The organism is Aurantiacibacter zhengii, assembly GCF_003584125.1.
Classification (GTDB): Bacteria; Pseudomonadota; Alphaproteobacteria; order Sphingomonadales; family Sphingomonadaceae; genus Alteraurantiacibacter; species Alteraurantiacibacter zhengii.
The window spans coordinates 1-17,432 of the sequence record NZ_QXFL01000010.1; the positions used below are offsets into that span (position 1 = coordinate 1).

The window sequence follows — 17,432 nt, forward strand, 5'->3', positions numbered from 1 at the left end:
ACCTACGTCGAGCACGACTGCGTCGATTTCGGCATGCAGGACCAGAAGATACCGGGCGACGGTGTCGTGACCGGCAGCGGCACGATCAACGGGCGGCTGGTCTATGTCTTCAGCCAGGATTTCACCGTGTTCGGCGGCTCTCTCAGCAAGCGTCACGCGGAGAAGATCTGCAAGGTGATGGACAATGCCATGAAGGTCGGCGCGCCGGTGATCGGGCTCAATGACAGCGGCGGGGCGCGCATCCAGGAAGGCGTGGCCAGCCTTGGCGGCTATGCCGAGGTGTTCCAGAAGAACGTGCTGGCATCGGGCGTCATCCCGCAGCTCAGCCTGATCATGGGGCCGTGCGCGGGCGGGGCGGTGTACTCACCGGCCATGACAGACTTCATCTTCATGGTGAAGGACAGCTCCTACATGTTCGTGACCGGGCCCGAGGTGGTGAAGACCGTCACCAACGAGGAAGTCACGCAGGAAGACCTCGGCGGCGCGGTGGTGCACACGACCAAGACGAGCGTTGCCGACCTTGCTCTCGAGAACGATATCGAGGCGCTGCTGGCCGCGCGCGAACTGATCGGCTTCGTGCCGGAGAGCAACCGCGACCCGCTGCCGCACCTGCCGACCGACGATCCGTGGGACCGGCGCGAGGACAGCCTCGACACGCTGATCCCCGCCAGTTCCAACATGCCCTACGACATGCACGAACTGATCCGTAAGGTTGTCGACGACGGCAACTTCTTCGAGATCCAGCCAAAGCACGGCGCGAACATCATCACAGGCTTTGGCCGGATCGAGGGCAAGCCCGTGGGCTTCGTCGCCAACCAGCCGATGGTGCTCGCCGGCGTGCTCGACATCGACGCCAGCCGCAAGGCGGCGCGCTTCGTGCGCTTCTGCGATGCGTTCAGCATCCCGATCGTCACCTTCGTGGACGTGCCCGGCTTCCTTCCCGGCACGAGCCAGGAACACAACGGCATCATCAAGCACGGCGCGAAGCTATTGTTCGCCTATGCCGAGGCGACCGTGCCCAAGATTACCGTGATCACCCGCAAGGCCTACGGCGGCGCGTATGACGTGATGGCATCGAAGCACCTGCGCGGCGATCTCAACTACGCGTGGCCCACGGCAGAGATCGCCGTGATGGGGGCGAAGGGCGCGGTGGAGATCATCTTCCGCCAGGACCGCGACAACCCGGACAAGATCGCCGAGAAGACCAAGGAATACGAAGACCGCTTCGCCAACCCCTTCGTGGCGGCATCGCGCGGCTACATCGACGAGGTGATCTACCCCCACTCCACCCGCCGCCGCATCGCCCTGGGCCTGCGCAAGCTGGCCGGCAAGAAACTCGAAAACCCGTGGAAGAAACACGATAACCTGCCGCTTTAGCTGACATGCATAGGCTCACCACCATCGGCTACGCTCACGCCACGCAGGATGCACTGGTCGCGGCGCTGCGTGAAGCGAACGTCGAACTCCTCGCCGACATCCGCGCATTGCCGCTTTCGCGCCGTGCGGGCTTCTCGAAAAACTCGCTCAAGGCGGCAGTGGAAGAGGCGGGCATCGAATACCGTCACTTCAAGCATCTCGGCACGCCGAAGGAAGGCCGCGATGCTGCGCGCAAGGGCAATTACGCCGCATTGCTCCGCGTGTACGAGGGACAGCTCGAACTGCCCGAGGCGCTGGCGCAGATGGTCGAGTTGCAGGCGCTCGCCGCCGAAAAGCGCACGAGCCTTTTGTGCTATTGCGGCGAGGCGGAGAAGTGCCATCGCTCCCTGCTGATCGAGCACGCCTTTGCCGACACGCCGGTCGCCCATCTGCATCCGCAACTACCGACTTAGGACCGTAATGCGCCCTCATGCGTAAGGAAGGCATGTGGTTCGATACCTCGTCCGACATGTGGCAGATATTTGTCACCACGATCGCCATCTACGTCGCGCTGATCCTGATCCTGCGCGTAGTGGGCAAGCGATCTCTGGCCAAACTCAACATATTCGACCTTGTGGTGACCGTGGCGCTCGGCTCCACGCTGGCCACGATCATGCTGAGCGCGGACACTACCTGGTCCGAAGGGATCGTCGCCTTCGTTACCTTGTGCGGCTTGCAGTGGGGTCTTTCGTGGCTCAGCTTGCGGGTTACATGGTTCAAGGCACTGGTGCGTTCCGAACCGCGGCTCCTGCTGAGCGATGGACAGTTCCTCGACAAGGCCATGCGCGAAGAACGCATCCTGCGACAGGAAGTCCACGCGGAAGTGCGCAGCCACGGCTTCGGTGACCTGGAAGACATCGCCGCAGTTATTCTGGAGACCGACGGCTCTTTCAGCGTCATTCCCAGAAGCCGGGTGGATACAGGCAGCGCGCTAGAGACCGTGCTACGCGAACCGCACGATCCGGTGAAAGGAGCGAAACCCGCGCGCTAGCCGGACCCGTTCGGGCGAGCGGCGCGTTGATGCATCATGTGGTTCGACAACTGGCCAGACATTGGCACCATCGCCCTCACGACCCTCGTGATTTACGCCGCGCTGATCGCGATCCTGCAGATCGCCGGCAAGCGGAGCATTGCCAAGCTCAATATCTTCGATCTGGTCGTTACGGTTGCGCTGGGCTCGATCCTGGCATCGGTCATGCTGACCAGCAGCCTTTCGGTGGCCGATGGCCTGGCCGCCTTCATCGTGCTGGCATTCCTGCAATGGGTGGTATCGTTCCTCTCGGTGCGGTTTGGCTGGTTCAAGCAGGTGGTCCGCTCCGATTCGCGCATCCTCTTCAAGGATGGCGAGTTTCTGGAAAAGGAGATGAAGTCCGAGCGCGTTACCCATGGCGAAATCGAAGCCGCGATAAGGGGCAAGGGTCATGGCGACATGTCGCAGATCGCCGCCGTCGTTCTGGAAACCGATGGCAGTTTCAGCGTGATCGAGGGGCCACCTGCCAGCCAGTACAGCGCTCTCGATCGGATGCTGAAGGGCAACGACAAGTCCGAAACCGGCGGCACCTAGTGCGCCTGTAGCTGCTCGCTCAGGAAAGCGGCGACATCTTCCATCGCTACCTGCCTGTCGACGAAGGCCTCGCCGATGCCGCGCAGCAGGATGAAGGGCAGGGTGCCAGCATCCATCTTCTTGTCGTGCAACATGTGCGCTGCGAGGTCCCGGCCGGTGCAATCCATGCCCAGCGCAGCAATCTCGGTACGCAGCCCCGCCGATGCGATGGCCTGCGTCACCCTGTTGGCATCGTCCAGCGAGATATAATCAAGCCGCGCCGAATACCGTGCCGCCAGCACCATGCCGAGCGCCACCGCTTCACCGTGCAGCAGCCTGTCCGAAAACCCCGTCTCCGCCTCCAGCGCGTGGCCGAAGGTGTGTCCCAGGTTGAGCAGGGCGCGCGTGCCTGTCGTCTCGCGTTCGTCCTGCGCCACGATGCGCGCCTTCGCCTCCACGCTGCGGGTAACCGCGTATTCGAGCGCTTCGGCTTCTCGCGCGGTGACCTTTGCGCCGTTTGCCTCGCACCAGGCGAAGAAGTCCGGATCGCCAAGAATGCCGTATTTGATGACCTCGGCATAACCCGCGCCCATTTCGCGCGCGGGAAGAGTGCCCAGCGTTGCGGTATCGGCCAGGACCAAAGCGGGTTGATGAAAAGCACCGACGAGGTTCTTGCCCGCGCGAGTGTTGATCGCGGTCTTGCCGCCGACACTGCTGTCGACCTGTGCCAGCAAGGTGGTGGGGATCTGCACGAAACCGCAGCCGCGTTTCAGTACGGCTGCGGCAAAACCCGTCAGGTCGCCCACCACGCCGCCACCCAGCGCAAATATATGGTCGCCGCGCTCGACACCGTGTTCCAGCAGCCAGTCGACCAGCTTTTCCAGCACGCCCCAGCTTTTCGCGCCCTCTCCCGGCTCGGCGATGAACCAGTCCACGCCCACCCCGCTCGCGCCAAGGGCGGCTTCCAGCCTGCCGCCATGCGCGGCATGAGAATTGCGATCTGCCACGGCTGCGACCCGGTCCTTGCGAATGAAATCGCGGGCAAGGTAACCCGCATTATCGAGCAACCCGTGGCCGACATGCACGTCATAGCCGCGCCCGGCCAGTTCAACGCGGATCACAGCCATCGGTCGAGTTCCTTCAGAATGCGCGCCACCGCCTCGGTGTGGGGGCCGGCGCTGCTGGTAACGTGTATCGGCGCCCTGGTGTAGGCGGGTTCGCGCTCCGTCTTCATACGCGTCACGATTTCGCGTGTATTGCCGCCCCGCAGCAGCGGGCGCCTGTCGTTGCGGCTGACCCGCTCGACCAGCACGTCGATATCGCTGTCCAGCCAGACGGCGATGCCGCCGTCCAGGATGATTGCGCGCGTTTCGTCCTGGACGAAGGCGCCGCCGCCGGTTGCGATGACGCAGTTGCGGCGGTTCTCTTCCAGTAACCGAGCGATCACGCGGCGTTCACCGTCGCGGAAATAGGCTTCGCCAAATTGTTCGAATATCTCGGGAATGGACATGTTGGCCGCTTCGGCAATTTCGTCATCGGCGTCGATGAACTGCGCGCCCAGCGTCCCTGCCAGTTTGCGACCGACCGTACTCTTGCCCACGCCCATCATGCCGACCAGCACGATCGGGCGTTCGATCCGCCTGCGGATGGCGCGGATTGTCGCATCATCGGGTAAGGGCGTGGCAATGGTCATTGCCGCAAGGCCTATAGTTGGGCTAGTCGCGCTGGCAAGCATGAGCCGTGTTTAGGGCGGCCAAGGGAAGCTATTTGCAAAAGTGTCGAAACGACGGATGACGATTGTGGTTCTTGTGGCTGTGGCGCTGGCGGTGATGCTGGGCGTTGCCTGGTACGATGGCGGGCGCGAAGAACAACGACTGATCGTGGAGCCCGTTTCGCTGCCGGAGGGCAATTCGTGAAACGCGCCGTATTCTTCATTAGTGCTGCCGGGCTGACGCTGTCTTCCTCGCTGGCGATGGCAGGCGGCCCGGAAGACCTGCTGCCCGATATCTTTCGCGATCCGCCGCCGCAGCAGCAACCGTCGCCCACACCTACACCCACGCAAACGCGCCCGGCCACGCCTTCGCGGCCTTCGACCCCGTCCGCTCCTGGTGGCAGCGGCGAGGTGGTGCAGCCCATACCCGACACGTCCAACTCGTCCGGCAGCACTTCGGTCAACGTGCCTGCCGATTTCCCTTCCCTGGCAGAGTTGGAAGGGATGGAAGAGGACGAGATCAACGAGCTGCTGGGCCTGAGGCCGAAGTTCGACATTCCCGCCGCGGCCCGCCGCGCGGTGGAGAATGTTGGCGTGATAGCGCAGGCCGAAGGGGGCTTTCCCAGCCGTTCGCTGGCCAACCAGCCCGCGGCCCTGGTGTCCGCCGTGCTGCAGGCCAGTGACGGTCCGGTGGTTTCGCGCTGGGGCCACATCCTGATGCGCCGCGCATTGGCGAGCAGGCTGGAAACGCCGCGCGGTCTGAACCCGGTGGCCTTTGCCGCGATGCGGGCGCGCGTACTTGCCAACATGGGCGAGGGCGCGGTGGCGCGGGCTTTCGTGCAGGATATCGACGGTTCGGAGTACGATCCCGCGCTCGCGTCTGCTGCATTCGATGCCTATCTCGCCACAGGTGACGTGCTGGGGATGTGCCCTGTTGCCCGCCTGCAGAGCGATCTTGTCGACACGCCCGAATGGGAGATGCTGCAGGCCATCTGCTCTGCCTATCTCGGCGATACGCGCAGCGCCGATCGCCGCCTGCAACGCGCCTTCGGCACCGGCGTGGCGGACGAGATCGACGTGCGCCTCGCACAACGGTACGCCGGCGCTGCCGGGGAAGGTGGCCGTGCAGTCAATATCGAATGGGACGGTGTGGATGAACTGACTCCGTGGCGGTTCGCCATGGCGCGAGCGGTGGGCGAGGACCTGCCGGAGAACCTGCGCAATGGCGGTGGCCTGTCCTATGATATTTCCACCGTCCTGATCCCGGCAACCCCGCTGCTGCAGCGGGTGGAAGTGGCAGACACAGCCGCGGCGCGCGGCGTGCTTTCTTCCGCCGCCATGATCGATCTCTATTCGCAGCTTTGGTCCAGCGACAGCTACGATGCGGCTGACAAGAGCCTCGCCGCCCAGTTGCGAGAGGCATACGTCGCCAATACCCCCGCACAGCGTGTGGCGGCGATGCGCCAGTTGTGGGGGGAGGGTAATGACTATGGCCGCCTTGTCCTGACAGCCTATGCCGCAGCCCGCCTGCCGGTCAGCGAGGATATGGAGGACGACGCGGCAAACCTGATTGCCTCCATGCTGGCGGCGGGGCTCGATCGCAACGCCATGCGCTGGGCCGATGTAGTACCGGATGGAAGCAAGGCATGGGCCCTGCTGTCGCTCGCCCGCCCAGGTGCCGATGGCGCCGTGGACGGGGGCGATATCGACAGTTTCCTCGACGATGATGGCAGCGCCAACATGCGCACGTCCGCTTTCCTCCTTGCTGGGCTGGCGGGGCTTGGCCGGATCGATAGCGACGACCTTGCCGATTTCTCCGAGCGTGTAGGGGCCAACTTCGAACGCCGTAGCGCATGGAGCGACAAGATCGGACGCGCGGGCGAACTGGGCAATTCCACCCTCGTCGCGATGCTGGCCGGGCTTGGCATGCAAGGCCGAAGCTGGGAGCAGATGACGCCGCGGCACCTCTATCACATCGTGCGCGCGTTGAACGCAGCGGGCCTTTCCGCCGAAGCACGGATGATCGCCGCGGAGGCGGTCGCGCGCGGCTAGGCCTGTGTCCGCCGCCATCGACAGCTTCCTGGCCATGCTCGCTGCAGAGCGGGGCGCGGCACCGAATACGCTGGCCGCCTACCGACGCGACCTCGAGGGGAGCGAAGCGGTGATTGGCGACCTTGTTGACGCGACCCGGTCGGACCTCGAAAAACTCCCGCGAGCGTGGAGCGATCTTGCTGCCTCCACCGTCGCGCGAAAGGTCTCCGCGCTGCGACAGTTCTTCGACTTCTGCATCGATGATGGCTTGCGCGACGATGACCCCTCTGCCGCGCTGCCGCGTCCGCAGGCGCGCCGTCCGCTGCCTAAATTGCTGAGCCATGCAGAAGTCGCGAAGCTGTTCGACCAGGCTGAAAGCGAGGCCGCCAGCGACCGTCCTGCGCCGGTGCGCATGCTCACGCTGCTCGAACTGCTCTACGGCTCGGGCTTGCGAGCCACCGAACTTGTCGCCCTGCCGCTGGCCGCCGTGCCGCGCGACGCGCCGTTCCTGACGATCACCGGCAAGGGCGGGCAGCAGCGCTTGGTGCCCGTATCGCGCCGGGCGCAGCACGCCATCGGCAGGTGGCTGGCGCTGCGCGAGGGCAAGTCCGCGTTCCTGTTCCCCTCTCGCCAGAAACATCTCAGCCGCATCAGGCTATACCAGATGCTGAAGGAACTTGCCGCGCGCGCCGATCTCGATCCGGCGAAGGTCAGCCCTCACGTGCTGCGCCACGCCTTTGCCACGCATTTGCTGGAGGGCGGGGCAGACCTGCGCGTGCTGCAGACCCTGCTCGGTCATGCCGATATCGCGACCACGCAGATCTACACCCACGTCGATTCGGCGCGGTTGGTGGCGCTGGTGAATGAACGGCATCCTCTTGCAGGCGGGCGCGGAGCGGAGTAGCGGCTCTGGCATGATTTCTTATCTGGAATTCGAAAAGCCGGTAGCCGAACTGGACGCCAAGATCACCGAACTGCGCGACGCCGCGGGAGAGGATGGCTCGGTCGACATCTCCAAGGAACTGAAGCGCCTGGAGAAAAAAAGCGCGACCCTGCTGGAAAGCACCTATCGCGACCTGTCGCCGTGGCAGAAGACGCAAGTGGCGCGCCATCCCGGGCGCCCGCACTTCCACGATTATCTGCGCCACGGTTTCACCGACTTCATGCCGCTAGGCGGAGACCGCGCCTATGCCGACGACCAGGCGATCATGGGCGGGCTCGCCCGCTTGGGTGAGCGCAAGGTGATGCTGATCGGGCATGAGAAGGGCAACGATACCGAGAGCCGGATCCGTCACAATTTCGGCATGGGCAAGCCCGAGGGTTACCGCAAGGCTATTCGCCTGATGGAACTGGCGGACCGGTTCGGCCTGCCGGTGGTGACGCTGGTGGATACGTCTGGCGCATTTCCCGGTATCGAGGCGGAGGAGCGCGGCCAGGCAGAAGCGATCGCCCGTTCGACCGAAGCCTGCCTTGGGCTGGGCGTGCCGATGGTCGCCGCTATCGTGGGCGAGGGCGGCTCTGGCGGGGCGGTGGCACTGGCCAGCGCGGAACGGGTCCTGATGTTCGAGCATGCCGTCTATTCGGTGATCTCTCCCGAAGGCTGCGCTTCGATCCTGTGGCGCACCGCTGCCAAGGCTCCGGAAGCGGCGGAAGCCATGAAGATGACGGCGCAGGATCTTGCGAAACTGGGCGTGATCGACCGGATCGTGGCGGAACCCGTTGGCGGGGCGCAGCGCGATCCGCAAGCCGCGGCAGAGGCACTGGCAACGGCCATCGGCGAGGAGCTGGACGCGCTGGCAGGACTGGATGCGGACACGATCCGCCGCAAGCGCGAGGATCGCTTCCTTGCCATCGGCAGCAACATCTCTCGCTGATCGCAGCAGGGTCTCTCCGCCCGGTCGGGAACATCATTGCGGCAATTAGGTTTCCTCCTGCAATAACTGCAACGCCAGGTCGTGTGCGTTGCGTGTCCCTTGAGGAGGCCCGAATGCCGCTGAAAAACACCCGAAAATTCACTGCAATGGCGCTTGCCGGAGCCGCCTCGCTAGCGCTGGGCGCCTGTGCAAGCGTTCCCGGTGCGAATGTCGCTCCCGGATCGCCCATTACCGCCGAAGAGGCGCAGCTCGGGGCTGAAAATCACCAGGCCTTCGTTAACGAGTTCGGCGGCGCGATGACCGGGCCCTACGCCCGCTATGTCGACCAGGTCGGCTCCAACATCGCATTGCAGTCAGGCCTCGCCACCCGGCCCGACGCATTCGAGGTGACGCTGCTGAATTCCAGCGTGAACAACGCCTTCGCTGTGCCGGGCGGCTACGTCTATGCGACCCGCCAGTTGGTGAACCTGATGAACAACGAGGCGGAACTGGCCGCCGTGCTGGGGCACGAGGTCGGCCACGTTGCCGCGCGCCACTCCGCCCGGCGGCAGCAGGCCGCGCAGCGCAACCAGTTGCTCGGCCTGCTGGGTGCCGTGATCGGCGGCGCGGTACTGGGCAGCTCCGAACTGGCAAATCTCAGCCTGCAGGGCTCGCAGCTTGCAACGCTTGGTTATTCGCGCAGCCAGGAACTGGAAGCGGACCAGCTCGGCATCCAGTACCTGAACCGCGCGGGCTATGATCCCAACGCAATGTCCACCCTGCTCGCCAGCCTGGCCGCGCAAAACCAGCTGGATGCGCAGTTGCAGGGCCGCGAGAACGCGACGATTCCCGAATGGGCAAGCACGCACCCCGATCCCGCCAGCCGCGTGCAGAACGCGCGTCAGCTTGCCGCAGGTGGTACGGGCGTGGTCAATCGCGAGACCTTCCTCAGCCGCATCGACGGCATGATCTATGGTGACGATCCCGAACAGGGCGTGATCGAAGGGCGGCAGTTCATCCACCCGATCCTTCGCTTCAGTTTCACTGCGCCGCAGGGCTTCTACATGGTCAACGGCACGCGCGCCGTTACCATTAATGGCGAACAGGGGCGTGCACAGCTTACGGTGGGACCGTACAACAACGATCTCAACGCCTACGTGCGCAATGTCTTCAACGCGCTGGGCGGAGAGCAGCAGCAAATCACGCCCTCAAACATAGAGCGCACCACGGTGAACGGGTTGCCCGCTGCCTACGGAACTGCACGGGTGAACAATGGCCAGCAGCAGGTCGATGTCACAGTCTTTGCCTACGAGTTTAGCAACGACACGGCCTATCACTTCGCCGCTATTACTCCGGCAGGACAGGCGGGCGTCTTCAATTCGCTCTACCAGTCGATGCGCCGCGTCAGCGCGAGCGAAGCGGGCAGCGTCGTTCCGCGGCGGGTTGACGTGGTGACGGCGGCGCGCGGTGATACGGTGCGCACCTTGGCCAGCCGGATGGCTTACACCGACGCCCAGGAAGCCCGTTTCCGCGTGCTGAACGGGCTGGGTTCGGGCGATCAGATCGTGCCGGGACGCGAATACAAGATCGTCGTCCGCTCTAACTGAGCCGACGGTAATAAAACGAAAAACGGGCCGGCGCGTGCGTCGGCCCGTTTTTCATGGCGCGTTTGTTTCGCGCAAAGAAAAGGGGGCGCCAGGTTTCCCTGACGCCCCCGAATTCCGTCCTAACCAGTTAGCCTTGGTTGGCGTCGTTTGCAGCGCTCAGCTCGGTCTGAACGTTCACGAAGGTGTTCGTCAGTTCGCCGCCGAGGCTCTGCATGGCGGTGATGGCAGCAACAGCGATAAGAGCGGCGATCAGGCCGTATTCGATGGCGGTCGCGCCCTGTTCGTCCTGGACGAGGTTCTTGAAGAAGGTCATTTCAAATCTCCTGGTTGTAATCTTCGGTACCCGGCTCAACCGGATGTCACCGTTCGAGCAATTTGATTTCTACGTAGAAGGTGTTGAGAAATTCCTAACCGCCTTCATTGTTGTTGACGGCTTCATATTTGTCGCTCACGTCGCCCCACATTCCGACGGTCTCGGTTGCGAGACCCTGCAGGGCGGTTACCATCGCGATCACGATAAGCGCCGCGATTAGGCCGTATTCGACAGCTGTCGCCCCCTGGGTGTCGCGCAGCAGGCGCTTGATGAAATGTTTCGCAAACAACGCTGGTCCCCTGGTTAAACTGCGACAGCATGCGGTTTCGCACTTGAGGTTTAAGGATTCCTTTAGTCGTATGGTTGACGTGCAAAATATTCCGACATGGTTGCTGGTCGTGGCGCTTGCCCTGTTCGACCAGGAAGGCCGCGTCCTGCTGCAGCAGCGTCCCCCCGGGAAGCATCACGGCGGCATGTGGGAATTTCCCGGCGGCAAGGTCGAAGTGTCTGAAAAACCTGTAAAAGCGCTTATCAGGGAGATTGCGGAGGAGCTGGGCCTGGAACTCGACGCAGCGATGCTGGAACCGGCCTTCTTTGCCGAGGAAGGCACCGATCCGGCGATTGTCCTCAATCTTTACACTTCGCGCCAGCCGGTGGGAGAGCCGCGGGCACTGGAAGGGCAGGACTGGGGCTGGTTCTCTCTTGCACAAGCGGCGGCATTGCCACTGGCACCGATGGACCGAAAACTATTGTCACGCTTTGCCGGATAGGGGTTGCCAAGCTGCAAAACCCTCCCTATTTGCCCGCCTCTCAAGTGCGCCAGTAGCTCAGCTGGATAGAGTACCTGACTACGAATCAGGCGGCCGGAGGTTCGAATCCTTCCTGGCGCACCAAGAAAGGGACTGACCTGAAAGGGTCGGTCCCTTTTTTGGTTCTGTCGCAGAAAAGTTCGGACGGCCGCCTTATTTCGTGATCGGTGCAGGGCCAGGAATCGGTGACCCTGCCTTTTCGTCCATGCTGCGGAACCCTTGCCTGCGCTCGCCTGTTCATGGTGCAAATACATTCAACAGGAGTTCGCCACGTGTCCCACGACATCTTTGCCCGCCTCAAGGAAGATCACGAATCGCACCGCGCCATTCTCGACAAGCTTGCCGAGACCCACGGCGAGAGCAACGAGCGCAAGGAATTGCTGGAGCAGTTCACCAAGGAAGTGAAAAGCCATGCGGCGGCGGAAGAGCAGGCGCTCTATTCCACGATGCTGCGCAAGCCGCCGACCACCGACATGACGCGTCACTCTGTGGCCGAGCATCACGAGCTGAACGAGCTGCTGAACGACCTAGCGGCGCAGGACATGTCGACCTCTGCCTGGATGGCCGCTTTCAAGAAGCTGGACCACGATTATCGCCATCACATCAACGAGGAAGAGGAAGATCACTTCCCCGAATTCGAGCCATACCTTACCGACGAAGACCGCGAGCACATGCGCAGCGTCTTCGACCGCCGCAAGGCGGAGGAAAAGGACGAGGCCGAGGTGACGCCTGAAAAGATGGAAGACGCGAAGGAATAGGCGCGAGCCGCAGCGGAGGGCGCGTTATTGGAAAGAGTTGAAAACCGGGTCGAGGACTACGATGATTCCTCGATAGAACCGGGCGTCTGGCGTTATGCCAGGGCCCGCAAGGTTCGAGTCGTCATTGACGGAGCGGATTATTTCGACCTGATCCAGCAGGCCATGCTGAAGGCGCGCCAGCGCATCCTGTTGATCGGGTGGGATTTCGACACCCGCATCCATCTCAAGCGCGGTCGCCGCTGGTGGCAGAAGGGCTGGAAGAGCGAGTACCCCTCGCGCCTGGGCAGTTTCATCATCTGGCTGAACAACCATCGGCCTGATCTGGAAATCCGCATCCTGAAATGGAGCTATGGCTTCCTGAAGTTCTTCGGGCGCGGGGCCATGGCGTTCGACCTCCTTCGCTGGTGGCGCCACCGGCGAATCGATTTCAAGTTCGATACCGCGCACCCGGTAGCATGCTCACACCACCAGAAACTGGTGATCATTGACGACGATTTCGCCGTCTGCGGCGGCATCGACATGACAACCCGGCGGTGGGACACGCGCGAACACCTGGAGGACGAGCCCGGTCGCAAACGGCCCGACGGGACACCCTATGGCCCCTGGCACGATCTTACGATGATGATGGAAGGCGAGGTAGCCAGCGAACTGGAGCGCCTGGGCCGCGCTCGCTGGGTAAGGGCAGGGGGAAAACCGCTTTCAAAGCCGCATCCCGACCCTGGAAGCGCCTGGCCCGATAACCTTGCGCCGCATTTCGAGGACGTCGAGGTCGGGATCGCCCGCACCCGTGCCGAATACGACAAAGACCCCAAGGTCGACGAGATAGAAACGCTCTTCCTGCGGCAGATCGCCGGCGCGAAGCGGTTCGTCTATGCGGAGAACCAGTATTTCACCTCGCGCACCATCTGCGAAGCGATTGCCAAGCGCCTGTCGCAACCGGACCCGCCCGAGTTCACCATCGTCATGCCGCATACCGGGGAAGGCTGGGCAGAAGCGACCGCGATGGATCCCGCGCGCGACGAGCTGGTCGCCGCGCTGGAGGAACTCGACACGCATGACCGCTTCAATCTCTACGTCCCCCACAGCGGAGAGACGCCTATCTATGTTCATGCCAAGCTGATGATCGTGGACGACCGCATCCTGCGCGTCGGCTCCGCCAACATGAACAACCGTTCCATGGGACTGGATAGCGAATGCGATGTGTTCATCGACTGCGACAGGCCGGGTAACGCCAAGGCAGAACCGGCCATCCGCGCCATCCGCGAATCGCTGCTGTCCGAGCATCTGGGCATCTTCAAGCAGGACGTGTCTTTCCTGATCGAGAAGCACGGCAGCATGGCGGGGATGATCGATTACATCGGTGACCGGAACAGGCGTTACCTGCGGCGTCTGCGGCCTGCCAGGCACGAAGACTGGGAACGCGGACTGGCGCTCGACGAAAGGCTCGATCCGGAACAGCCGGAGGAGCTTTTCGATTTCGACAAGTCAGACCGTGGCCTTTTCCGGCGGGGCAGCCTATTGGCCAAGGCGCACAGCAAGCTGAAGAGAAGGCGCAAACCCGCGAATGAGTAGCCTTGTAGGTCCGGACGAGGACGATCCCCGGGGCAAACCCCCGGTTCCCGAAGACGTGCAGGAGGCGATCCGCACGCTTATCAAATGGGCGGGCGACGATCCTACCCGCGAAGGGCTGCTCGACACGCCGAAGCGCGTGGCACGGGCGTGGAAGGAATACTGCGTCGGCTATGCCGAAGACCCCTCCCATCACCTTGCCCGCGTGTTCGAGGAAGTGGGCGGTTATGACGAGATCGTGCTGCTGAAGGACATTCCGTTCCAGAGCCACTGCGAGCATCACATGGCCCCGATCATCGGCAAGGCGGCGATTGCCTATCTGCCGACCGACCGGGTGGTGGGCATTTCCAAGCTGGCACGCGTGCTGCACGGCTTTGCCCGCCGGCTTCAGGTGCAGGAACGCCTGACCGCAGAGGTGGCCCAGTGTATCCAGGATCATCTCAACCCCCGCGGCGTTGCCGTGGTGATCGAAGCCAGCCATGCCTGTATGACCGCCCGCGGCGTGCGCACCCCAGGCGTGAGCATGGTGACCAGCCAGGTCATGGGCACATTCCGCAGCGACCCGCGAAGCCGCGAAGAAGTACTCAAGCTGATGGGTTACTGAGCAGGCCGACTGGCCGCCGAGACGAATTGAAAGGAAAAGAATGACTGCATTGCGCGTAAGAGGCGGGCAGAAGCTGGTCGGCAAGATCGAACCCTCCGCCAACAAGAACGCGGTGCTCCCGGTGCTGTGCGCCACGCTGCTGAGCGAGGCGCCGATCATGCTGCGCAACGTTCCCGAGATCACCGATGTGCAGCGCATCCACGCATTCTTCAGCGAGCTTGGCTCCACGGTTGAGTGGGACAAGTCTGCCAAAACCCTCAGGATCGATCACTCGACCATTTCATCCAGCGCGAAAGCCAAGCTGCCGCAAGCCATGCGCGCATCGATCATGATGATCCCCGGTCTTCTCTCGCGCCTTGGCGAAGCACGGCTGGAACACGAGGTGAAGGGCTGCACGCTGGGCGCGCGCGAGATCGATCCGCACGTACAGGTGTTCAAGGCGTTCGGCGCGGATGTGTCCTACGAAGGCAAGGACATCGTGTTCCGCAACAGCCACAAGGCCGACGGCACGCGCATGTGGCTGGAATATGCCTCCGTCACCACGACCGAGAATTTCATCATCAGCGCGCTGACCGCCAACGGCACCAGCCAGATCGTGAACGCTGCGTGCGAACCGCATGTGCAGGAAATGTGCACCTTCCTGGAATTGATGGGCGGCACCATCCGGGGGAAGGGTACCTCGATGGTTTCGGTCGACGGGTGCAGCAGCTTCAAGGCAGTCGATTACACCTTCGTGGAGGATTTCCACGAGATCGCCACCTTCCTCGCGTTGTCCGCGATCACCGGCGGCGATGTCTCGGTGCGCAATACGCGGCCCGAGGATTTCATGCTAATCGACAAGACGTTCGAGAAGTTTGGCGCCCATGTCGAGCACAAGGATGGCTGGTCGCGCCTTGCCGCGCCAGAGGAGCTGGTGGTGCAGAAGAACTTCACCAGCCACCTGACGACCAAGGTGGAAGCCGCGCCGTGGCCCTATATTCCGGCTGACCTGCTACCGATCTTCATTGCCCTTGGCGTGAAGGCGCGGGGACAGACGATGTTCTGGAACAAGGTCTACGAAGGTGGCCTGACCTGGCACACAGAGCTAAGCTTGTTCGGCGCGCACACGCTTCTGTGCGATCCGCACCGGCTGATTACCTTTGGCGGACAGAAGCTGGTTCCGGCCACCGTGACCAGCCCATACATCATTCGCGTGGCTATTGCCCTGCTGATGGTGGCTGCATCGATCGAAGGCGAATCGACCATTCTCGACGCCGATCCGATGCGCCGCGCGCATCCCGATTTCGTACCCAATATCGACAGCCTCGGCGTCGACGTATCCTGGGACGACTAGACAGGGGGAAGGGGCCGTATGGTTCCGCTCCAATTTGCAAACTCGATTGAAAACAAGGAATTGAAAATGCGCAAGATCGTACTCGCTGCAGCCATGGCCGGCACGGCCCTTACCCTCAGCGCCTGCGGCGAAACCGCCGAAGAGCCTGAGGAAGCCGAGCCGATGGAAACCGTCGAAGCCGGCATTCCCGCCGACACCGAAACCGGTGCCATTACCGACGCCAGCACGGCTTCCGTCGAGGAACTCATGGCTGTCGACGGCGTCTCGCAGGAACTGGCCGATGCCATCGTCGCCGGGCAGCCCTATGCCGACGTTACCGAACTGAACGCCGTGCTGCTAGCCAACGTCAGCGAGGAAGAGGCGGCAACGGTGCTGGAAAACGTTTTCGTGCCGATCAACCTCAACGAGGCATCCAACGAAGCCATCGCGCTGATCCCGGGCATGAGCGACCGCATGATCGGCGAATTCCTGGAATATCGTCCCTACGAGAACATGGATGAGTTCAACCGCGAAATCGGCAAGTACGTTGACGAGGACGAAGTCGCTCGCCTGCGTCGCTACGTCACTCTCTGACGCTGCTGGATAGCTATCTTCACGATCTCGATGGCGGCCATGATCCCGATGTGGATCCAGGCCGTCGTCGGATCGAAGCTGGCCAGAACCCAGTGCACGAACATCAGCACCGCCGCCGGGTAAACGAGGCGGTGCAGTTTTTTCCATGACCGCTTCATGGCCCGAACGGCCTTGTCGTTCGATGTGATCGCCAGCGGGATGAACAGCGCCAGCGCTAGCCAGCCTGTCAGCATGTCGGAATTGCCGGCCTCTTCCAGCACCGGCTGAAACGCCCCCTTGTGCCATAGGTAGATGGCGGTGTGAGCGGCTGCATAGGCGAAGCTGGCCACGCCAAGGTCCCGCCTCCTGCGCAGCAACCAGATGGCCCAGGGAGACTTGCGAAACAGCAGGCGGACCGGCGTCACGGCCAGTGTCACCATCAGCAGCCACGCGGCCCAGTCCCCGGTGTCGCCGATCGCGTGACCGTATCCGTAAAGGTCCGGGGTCATCACCCAGCGCCAGCCGATCCAGATTGCGGGAAGGGCGAGGGTCAGCCAGAGGAATGGCCGTGATCTCAGAAACTGCATGGTTTGTCCGTAGCCCTGTTCCATAGCTACAAAAAGGGCGCCGCAGCGGGCGCCCTTTTCTTTGGTCGATGTGGCGAAGGTCCTAGAGCTGGCCGAGCATGTGCTCCGCGCTCGATACCTTGAATTCGCCGGGATTTTCCACGTTGATCTCGGTAACCACGCCATCTTCCACGATCATGGAATAGCGGTTGGAACGGGTGCCCATGCCATAGCCGCTCATATCGGCGGTAAGGCCCAGCGCCTTGGCAAATTCGGCACTGCCGTCGGCCAGCATCGTGATCTCGTCGCCGCCATCGGCCTTGTTCCAGGCGCCCAGCACGAAGGCATCGTTCACCGATGTGCAGGCGATCTCGTCCACGCCCTTGGCCTTCAGTTCGTCGGCCTTATCAACATAGCCCGGCAGGTGCTTGGCAGAGCAGGTCGGCGTGAAAGCGCCCGGAACCGCGAAAAGGGCGACCTTGCGGCCCGCGAAGAAATCGCTCGACTGCACGGCTTCGGGGCCATCGCTCGTGGGCTTTACCAGCTTCACGTCGGGAAGCTTGTCACCTTTGGAAATCGTCATTTAATAATCCTCCTGTCACCGTCCGGGCTCCGACATAGGTGCTGCCGCCAAGTCCGCAAGCGGAATGCCATTTACCCGGCATTAAACAGGGGTTGTCCCCCGTCGCGCCGCCCACTATGTGCGGTCGCAGCATAGGCGTTGCATGGAGCCCCGGCGACGCATTACCCGAACACGACAGGAGACG

At 62.8% G+C, this 17,432-nt stretch carries 21 protein-coding genes and 1 tRNA gene; 16 read left to right on the forward strand and 6 right to left on the reverse strand.

Annotation, left to right across the window (positions count from 1 at the left end; all coding sequences use genetic code 11):
- The 4 genes from D2V07_RS16410 to D2V07_RS16425 all read left to right on the forward strand — a co-directional run.
- Nucleotides 1-1,377, forward strand: a 1,377-nt coding sequence (locus tag D2V07_RS16410) for an acyl-CoA carboxylase subunit beta (RefSeq protein WP_147367047.1), incomplete at its 5' end; no start/stop codon positions are given.
- A gap of 5 nt (nt 1,378-1,382) precedes the next feature.
- Nucleotides 1,383-1,829, forward strand: coding sequence for a DUF488 domain-containing protein (locus tag D2V07_RS16415; RefSeq protein ID WP_119587996.1), 447 nt, complete (start codon nt 1,383-1,385; stop codon nt 1,827-1,829).
- Nucleotides 1,830-1,846: 17 nt separating this feature from the next.
- Nucleotides 1,847-2,407 carry a DUF421 domain-containing protein gene (locus tag D2V07_RS16420; RefSeq protein ID WP_233548475.1) on the forward strand — a complete coding sequence of 187 codons (561 nt, stop codon included), beginning with the start codon at nt 1,847-1,849 and terminating at the stop codon, nt 2,405-2,407.
- 36 nt (nt 2,408-2,443) lie between these two features.
- Complete coding sequence (locus D2V07_RS16425) at nt 2,444-2,980, forward strand: DUF421 domain-containing protein (RefSeq protein WP_119587997.1); 537 nt, start codon at nt 2,444-2,446, stop codon at nt 2,978-2,980.
- On the opposite strand, the gene aroB is transcribed toward D2V07_RS16425, so the two are convergent.
- Both aroB and D2V07_RS16435 read right to left on the reverse strand, forming a co-directional pair.
- Nucleotides 2,977-4,086 (reverse strand): 3-dehydroquinate synthase, encoded by a 1,110-nt coding sequence (gene aroB, locus D2V07_RS16430; protein ID WP_119587998.1) that lies wholly within the window; start codon nt 4,084-4,086, stop codon nt 2,977-2,979. The two genes, D2V07_RS16425 and aroB, sit on opposite strands and share 4 nt — an antisense overlap.
- Entirely contained in the window at nt 4,077-4,652 is a 576-nt protein-coding gene (locus D2V07_RS16435; RefSeq protein ID WP_119587999.1) for a shikimate kinase, read from the reverse strand. Before D2V07_RS16435 ends, aroB begins: the two co-directional genes overlap by 10 nt.
- A gap of 97 nt (nt 4,653-4,749) precedes the next feature.
- On the opposite strand from D2V07_RS16435, the gene D2V07_RS19030 reads away from it, so the two are divergent.
- The 5 genes from D2V07_RS19030 (at nt 4,750) to D2V07_RS16455 (ending at nt 10,161) form a co-directional block, all read left to right on the forward strand.
- Nucleotides 4,750-4,875: a hypothetical protein gene (locus D2V07_RS19030; protein WP_267899768.1), complete on the forward strand. Its 126-nt coding sequence runs from the start codon at nt 4,750-4,752 to the stop codon at nt 4,873-4,875.
- Entirely contained in the window at nt 4,872-6,722 is a 1,851-nt protein-coding gene (locus D2V07_RS16440) for a hypothetical protein (RefSeq protein ID WP_233548476.1), read from the forward strand. The genes D2V07_RS19030 and D2V07_RS16440 overlap by 4 nt, the downstream gene beginning before the upstream one ends.
- A gap of 4 nt (nt 6,723-6,726) precedes the next feature.
- Nucleotides 6,727-7,605 carry a tyrosine recombinase gene (locus tag D2V07_RS16445; protein ID WP_119588000.1) on the forward strand — a complete coding sequence of 293 codons (879 nt, stop codon included), beginning with the start codon at nt 6,727-6,729 and terminating at the stop codon, nt 7,603-7,605.
- A 10-nt stretch (nt 7,606-7,615) separates the two neighbouring features.
- A complete protein-coding gene (locus D2V07_RS16450; protein WP_119588001.1) occupies nt 7,616-8,575 on the forward strand; it encodes an acetyl-CoA carboxylase carboxyltransferase subunit alpha in 960 nt (319 codons plus the stop codon).
- A 113-nt stretch (nt 8,576-8,688) separates the two neighbouring features.
- The gene (locus tag D2V07_RS16455) at nt 8,689-10,161 is read left to right on the forward strand and encodes a M48 family metalloprotease (RefSeq protein WP_233548477.1); all 1,473 of its coding nucleotides are present in this window, start codon (nt 8,689-8,691) and stop codon (nt 10,159-10,161) included.
- 127 nt (nt 10,162-10,288) lie between these two features.
- Here D2V07_RS16455 and D2V07_RS16460 read toward each other — a convergent pair whose 3' ends face one another.
- The gene (locus tag D2V07_RS16460) at nt 10,289-10,474 is read right to left on the reverse strand and encodes a Flp family type IVb pilin (RefSeq protein WP_119588002.1); all 186 of its coding nucleotides are present in this window, start codon (nt 10,472-10,474) and stop codon (nt 10,289-10,291) included.
- Between the two features lie 94 nt (nt 10,475-10,568).
- Complete coding sequence (locus D2V07_RS16465; RefSeq protein WP_119588003.1) at nt 10,569-10,763, reverse strand: Flp family type IVb pilin; 195 nt, start codon at nt 10,761-10,763, stop codon at nt 10,569-10,571.
- Nucleotides 10,764-10,842: 79 nt separating this feature from the next.
- On the opposite strand from D2V07_RS16465, the gene D2V07_RS16470 reads away from it, so the two are divergent.
- The 7 genes from D2V07_RS16470 (at nt 10,843) to D2V07_RS16500 (ending at nt 16,120) form a co-directional block, all read left to right on the forward strand.
- Complete coding sequence (locus tag D2V07_RS16470; RefSeq protein WP_233548478.1) at nt 10,843-11,244, forward strand: NUDIX domain-containing protein; 402 nt, start codon at nt 10,843-10,845, stop codon at nt 11,242-11,244.
- Nucleotides 11,245-11,290: 46 nt separating this feature from the next.
- Nucleotides 11,291-11,367 (forward strand) — tRNA-Arg (locus tag D2V07_RS16475).
- A gap of 188 nt (nt 11,368-11,555) precedes the next feature.
- The gene (locus D2V07_RS16480) at nt 11,556-12,041 is read left to right on the forward strand and encodes a hemerythrin domain-containing protein (protein WP_233548479.1); all 486 of its coding nucleotides are present in this window, start codon (nt 11,556-11,558) and stop codon (nt 12,039-12,041) included.
- 27 nt (nt 12,042-12,068) lie between these two features.
- Nucleotides 12,069-13,613, forward strand: a complete 1,545-nt coding sequence (locus D2V07_RS16485) for a phospholipase D-like domain-containing protein (protein ID WP_233548480.1) — start codon at nt 12,069-12,071, stop codon at nt 13,611-13,613.
- Nucleotides 13,606-14,214, forward strand: a complete 609-nt coding sequence (gene folE / locus D2V07_RS16490) for a GTP cyclohydrolase I FolE (RefSeq protein ID WP_119588005.1) — start codon at nt 13,606-13,608, stop codon at nt 14,212-14,214. Before D2V07_RS16485 ends, folE begins: the two co-directional genes overlap by 8 nt.
- Before the next feature lie 40 nt (nt 14,215-14,254).
- Nucleotides 14,255-15,547, forward strand: coding sequence for a UDP-N-acetylglucosamine 1-carboxyvinyltransferase (locus D2V07_RS16495; RefSeq protein ID WP_119588006.1), 1,293 nt, complete (start codon nt 14,255-14,257; stop codon nt 15,545-15,547).
- Nucleotides 15,548-15,613: 66 nt separating this feature from the next.
- On the forward strand, nt 15,614-16,120 hold the full coding sequence (locus tag D2V07_RS16500; protein ID WP_119588057.1) for a helix-hairpin-helix domain-containing protein: 507 nt from the start codon (nt 15,614-15,616) through the stop codon (nt 16,118-16,120).
- Here D2V07_RS16500 and D2V07_RS16505 read toward each other — a convergent pair.
- Nucleotides 16,105-16,686, reverse strand: coding sequence for a protein-methionine-sulfoxide reductase heme-binding subunit MsrQ (locus D2V07_RS16505; RefSeq protein ID WP_119588056.1), 582 nt, complete (start codon nt 16,684-16,686; stop codon nt 16,105-16,107). The two genes, D2V07_RS16500 and D2V07_RS16505, sit on opposite strands and share 16 nt — an antisense overlap.
- A gap of 82 nt (nt 16,687-16,768) precedes the next feature.
- Nucleotides 16,769-17,248: a peroxiredoxin gene (locus D2V07_RS16510; RefSeq protein WP_119588007.1), complete on the reverse strand. Its 480-nt coding sequence runs from the start codon at nt 17,246-17,248 to the stop codon at nt 16,769-16,771.
- Nucleotides 17,249-17,432: the final 184 nt, after the last annotated feature.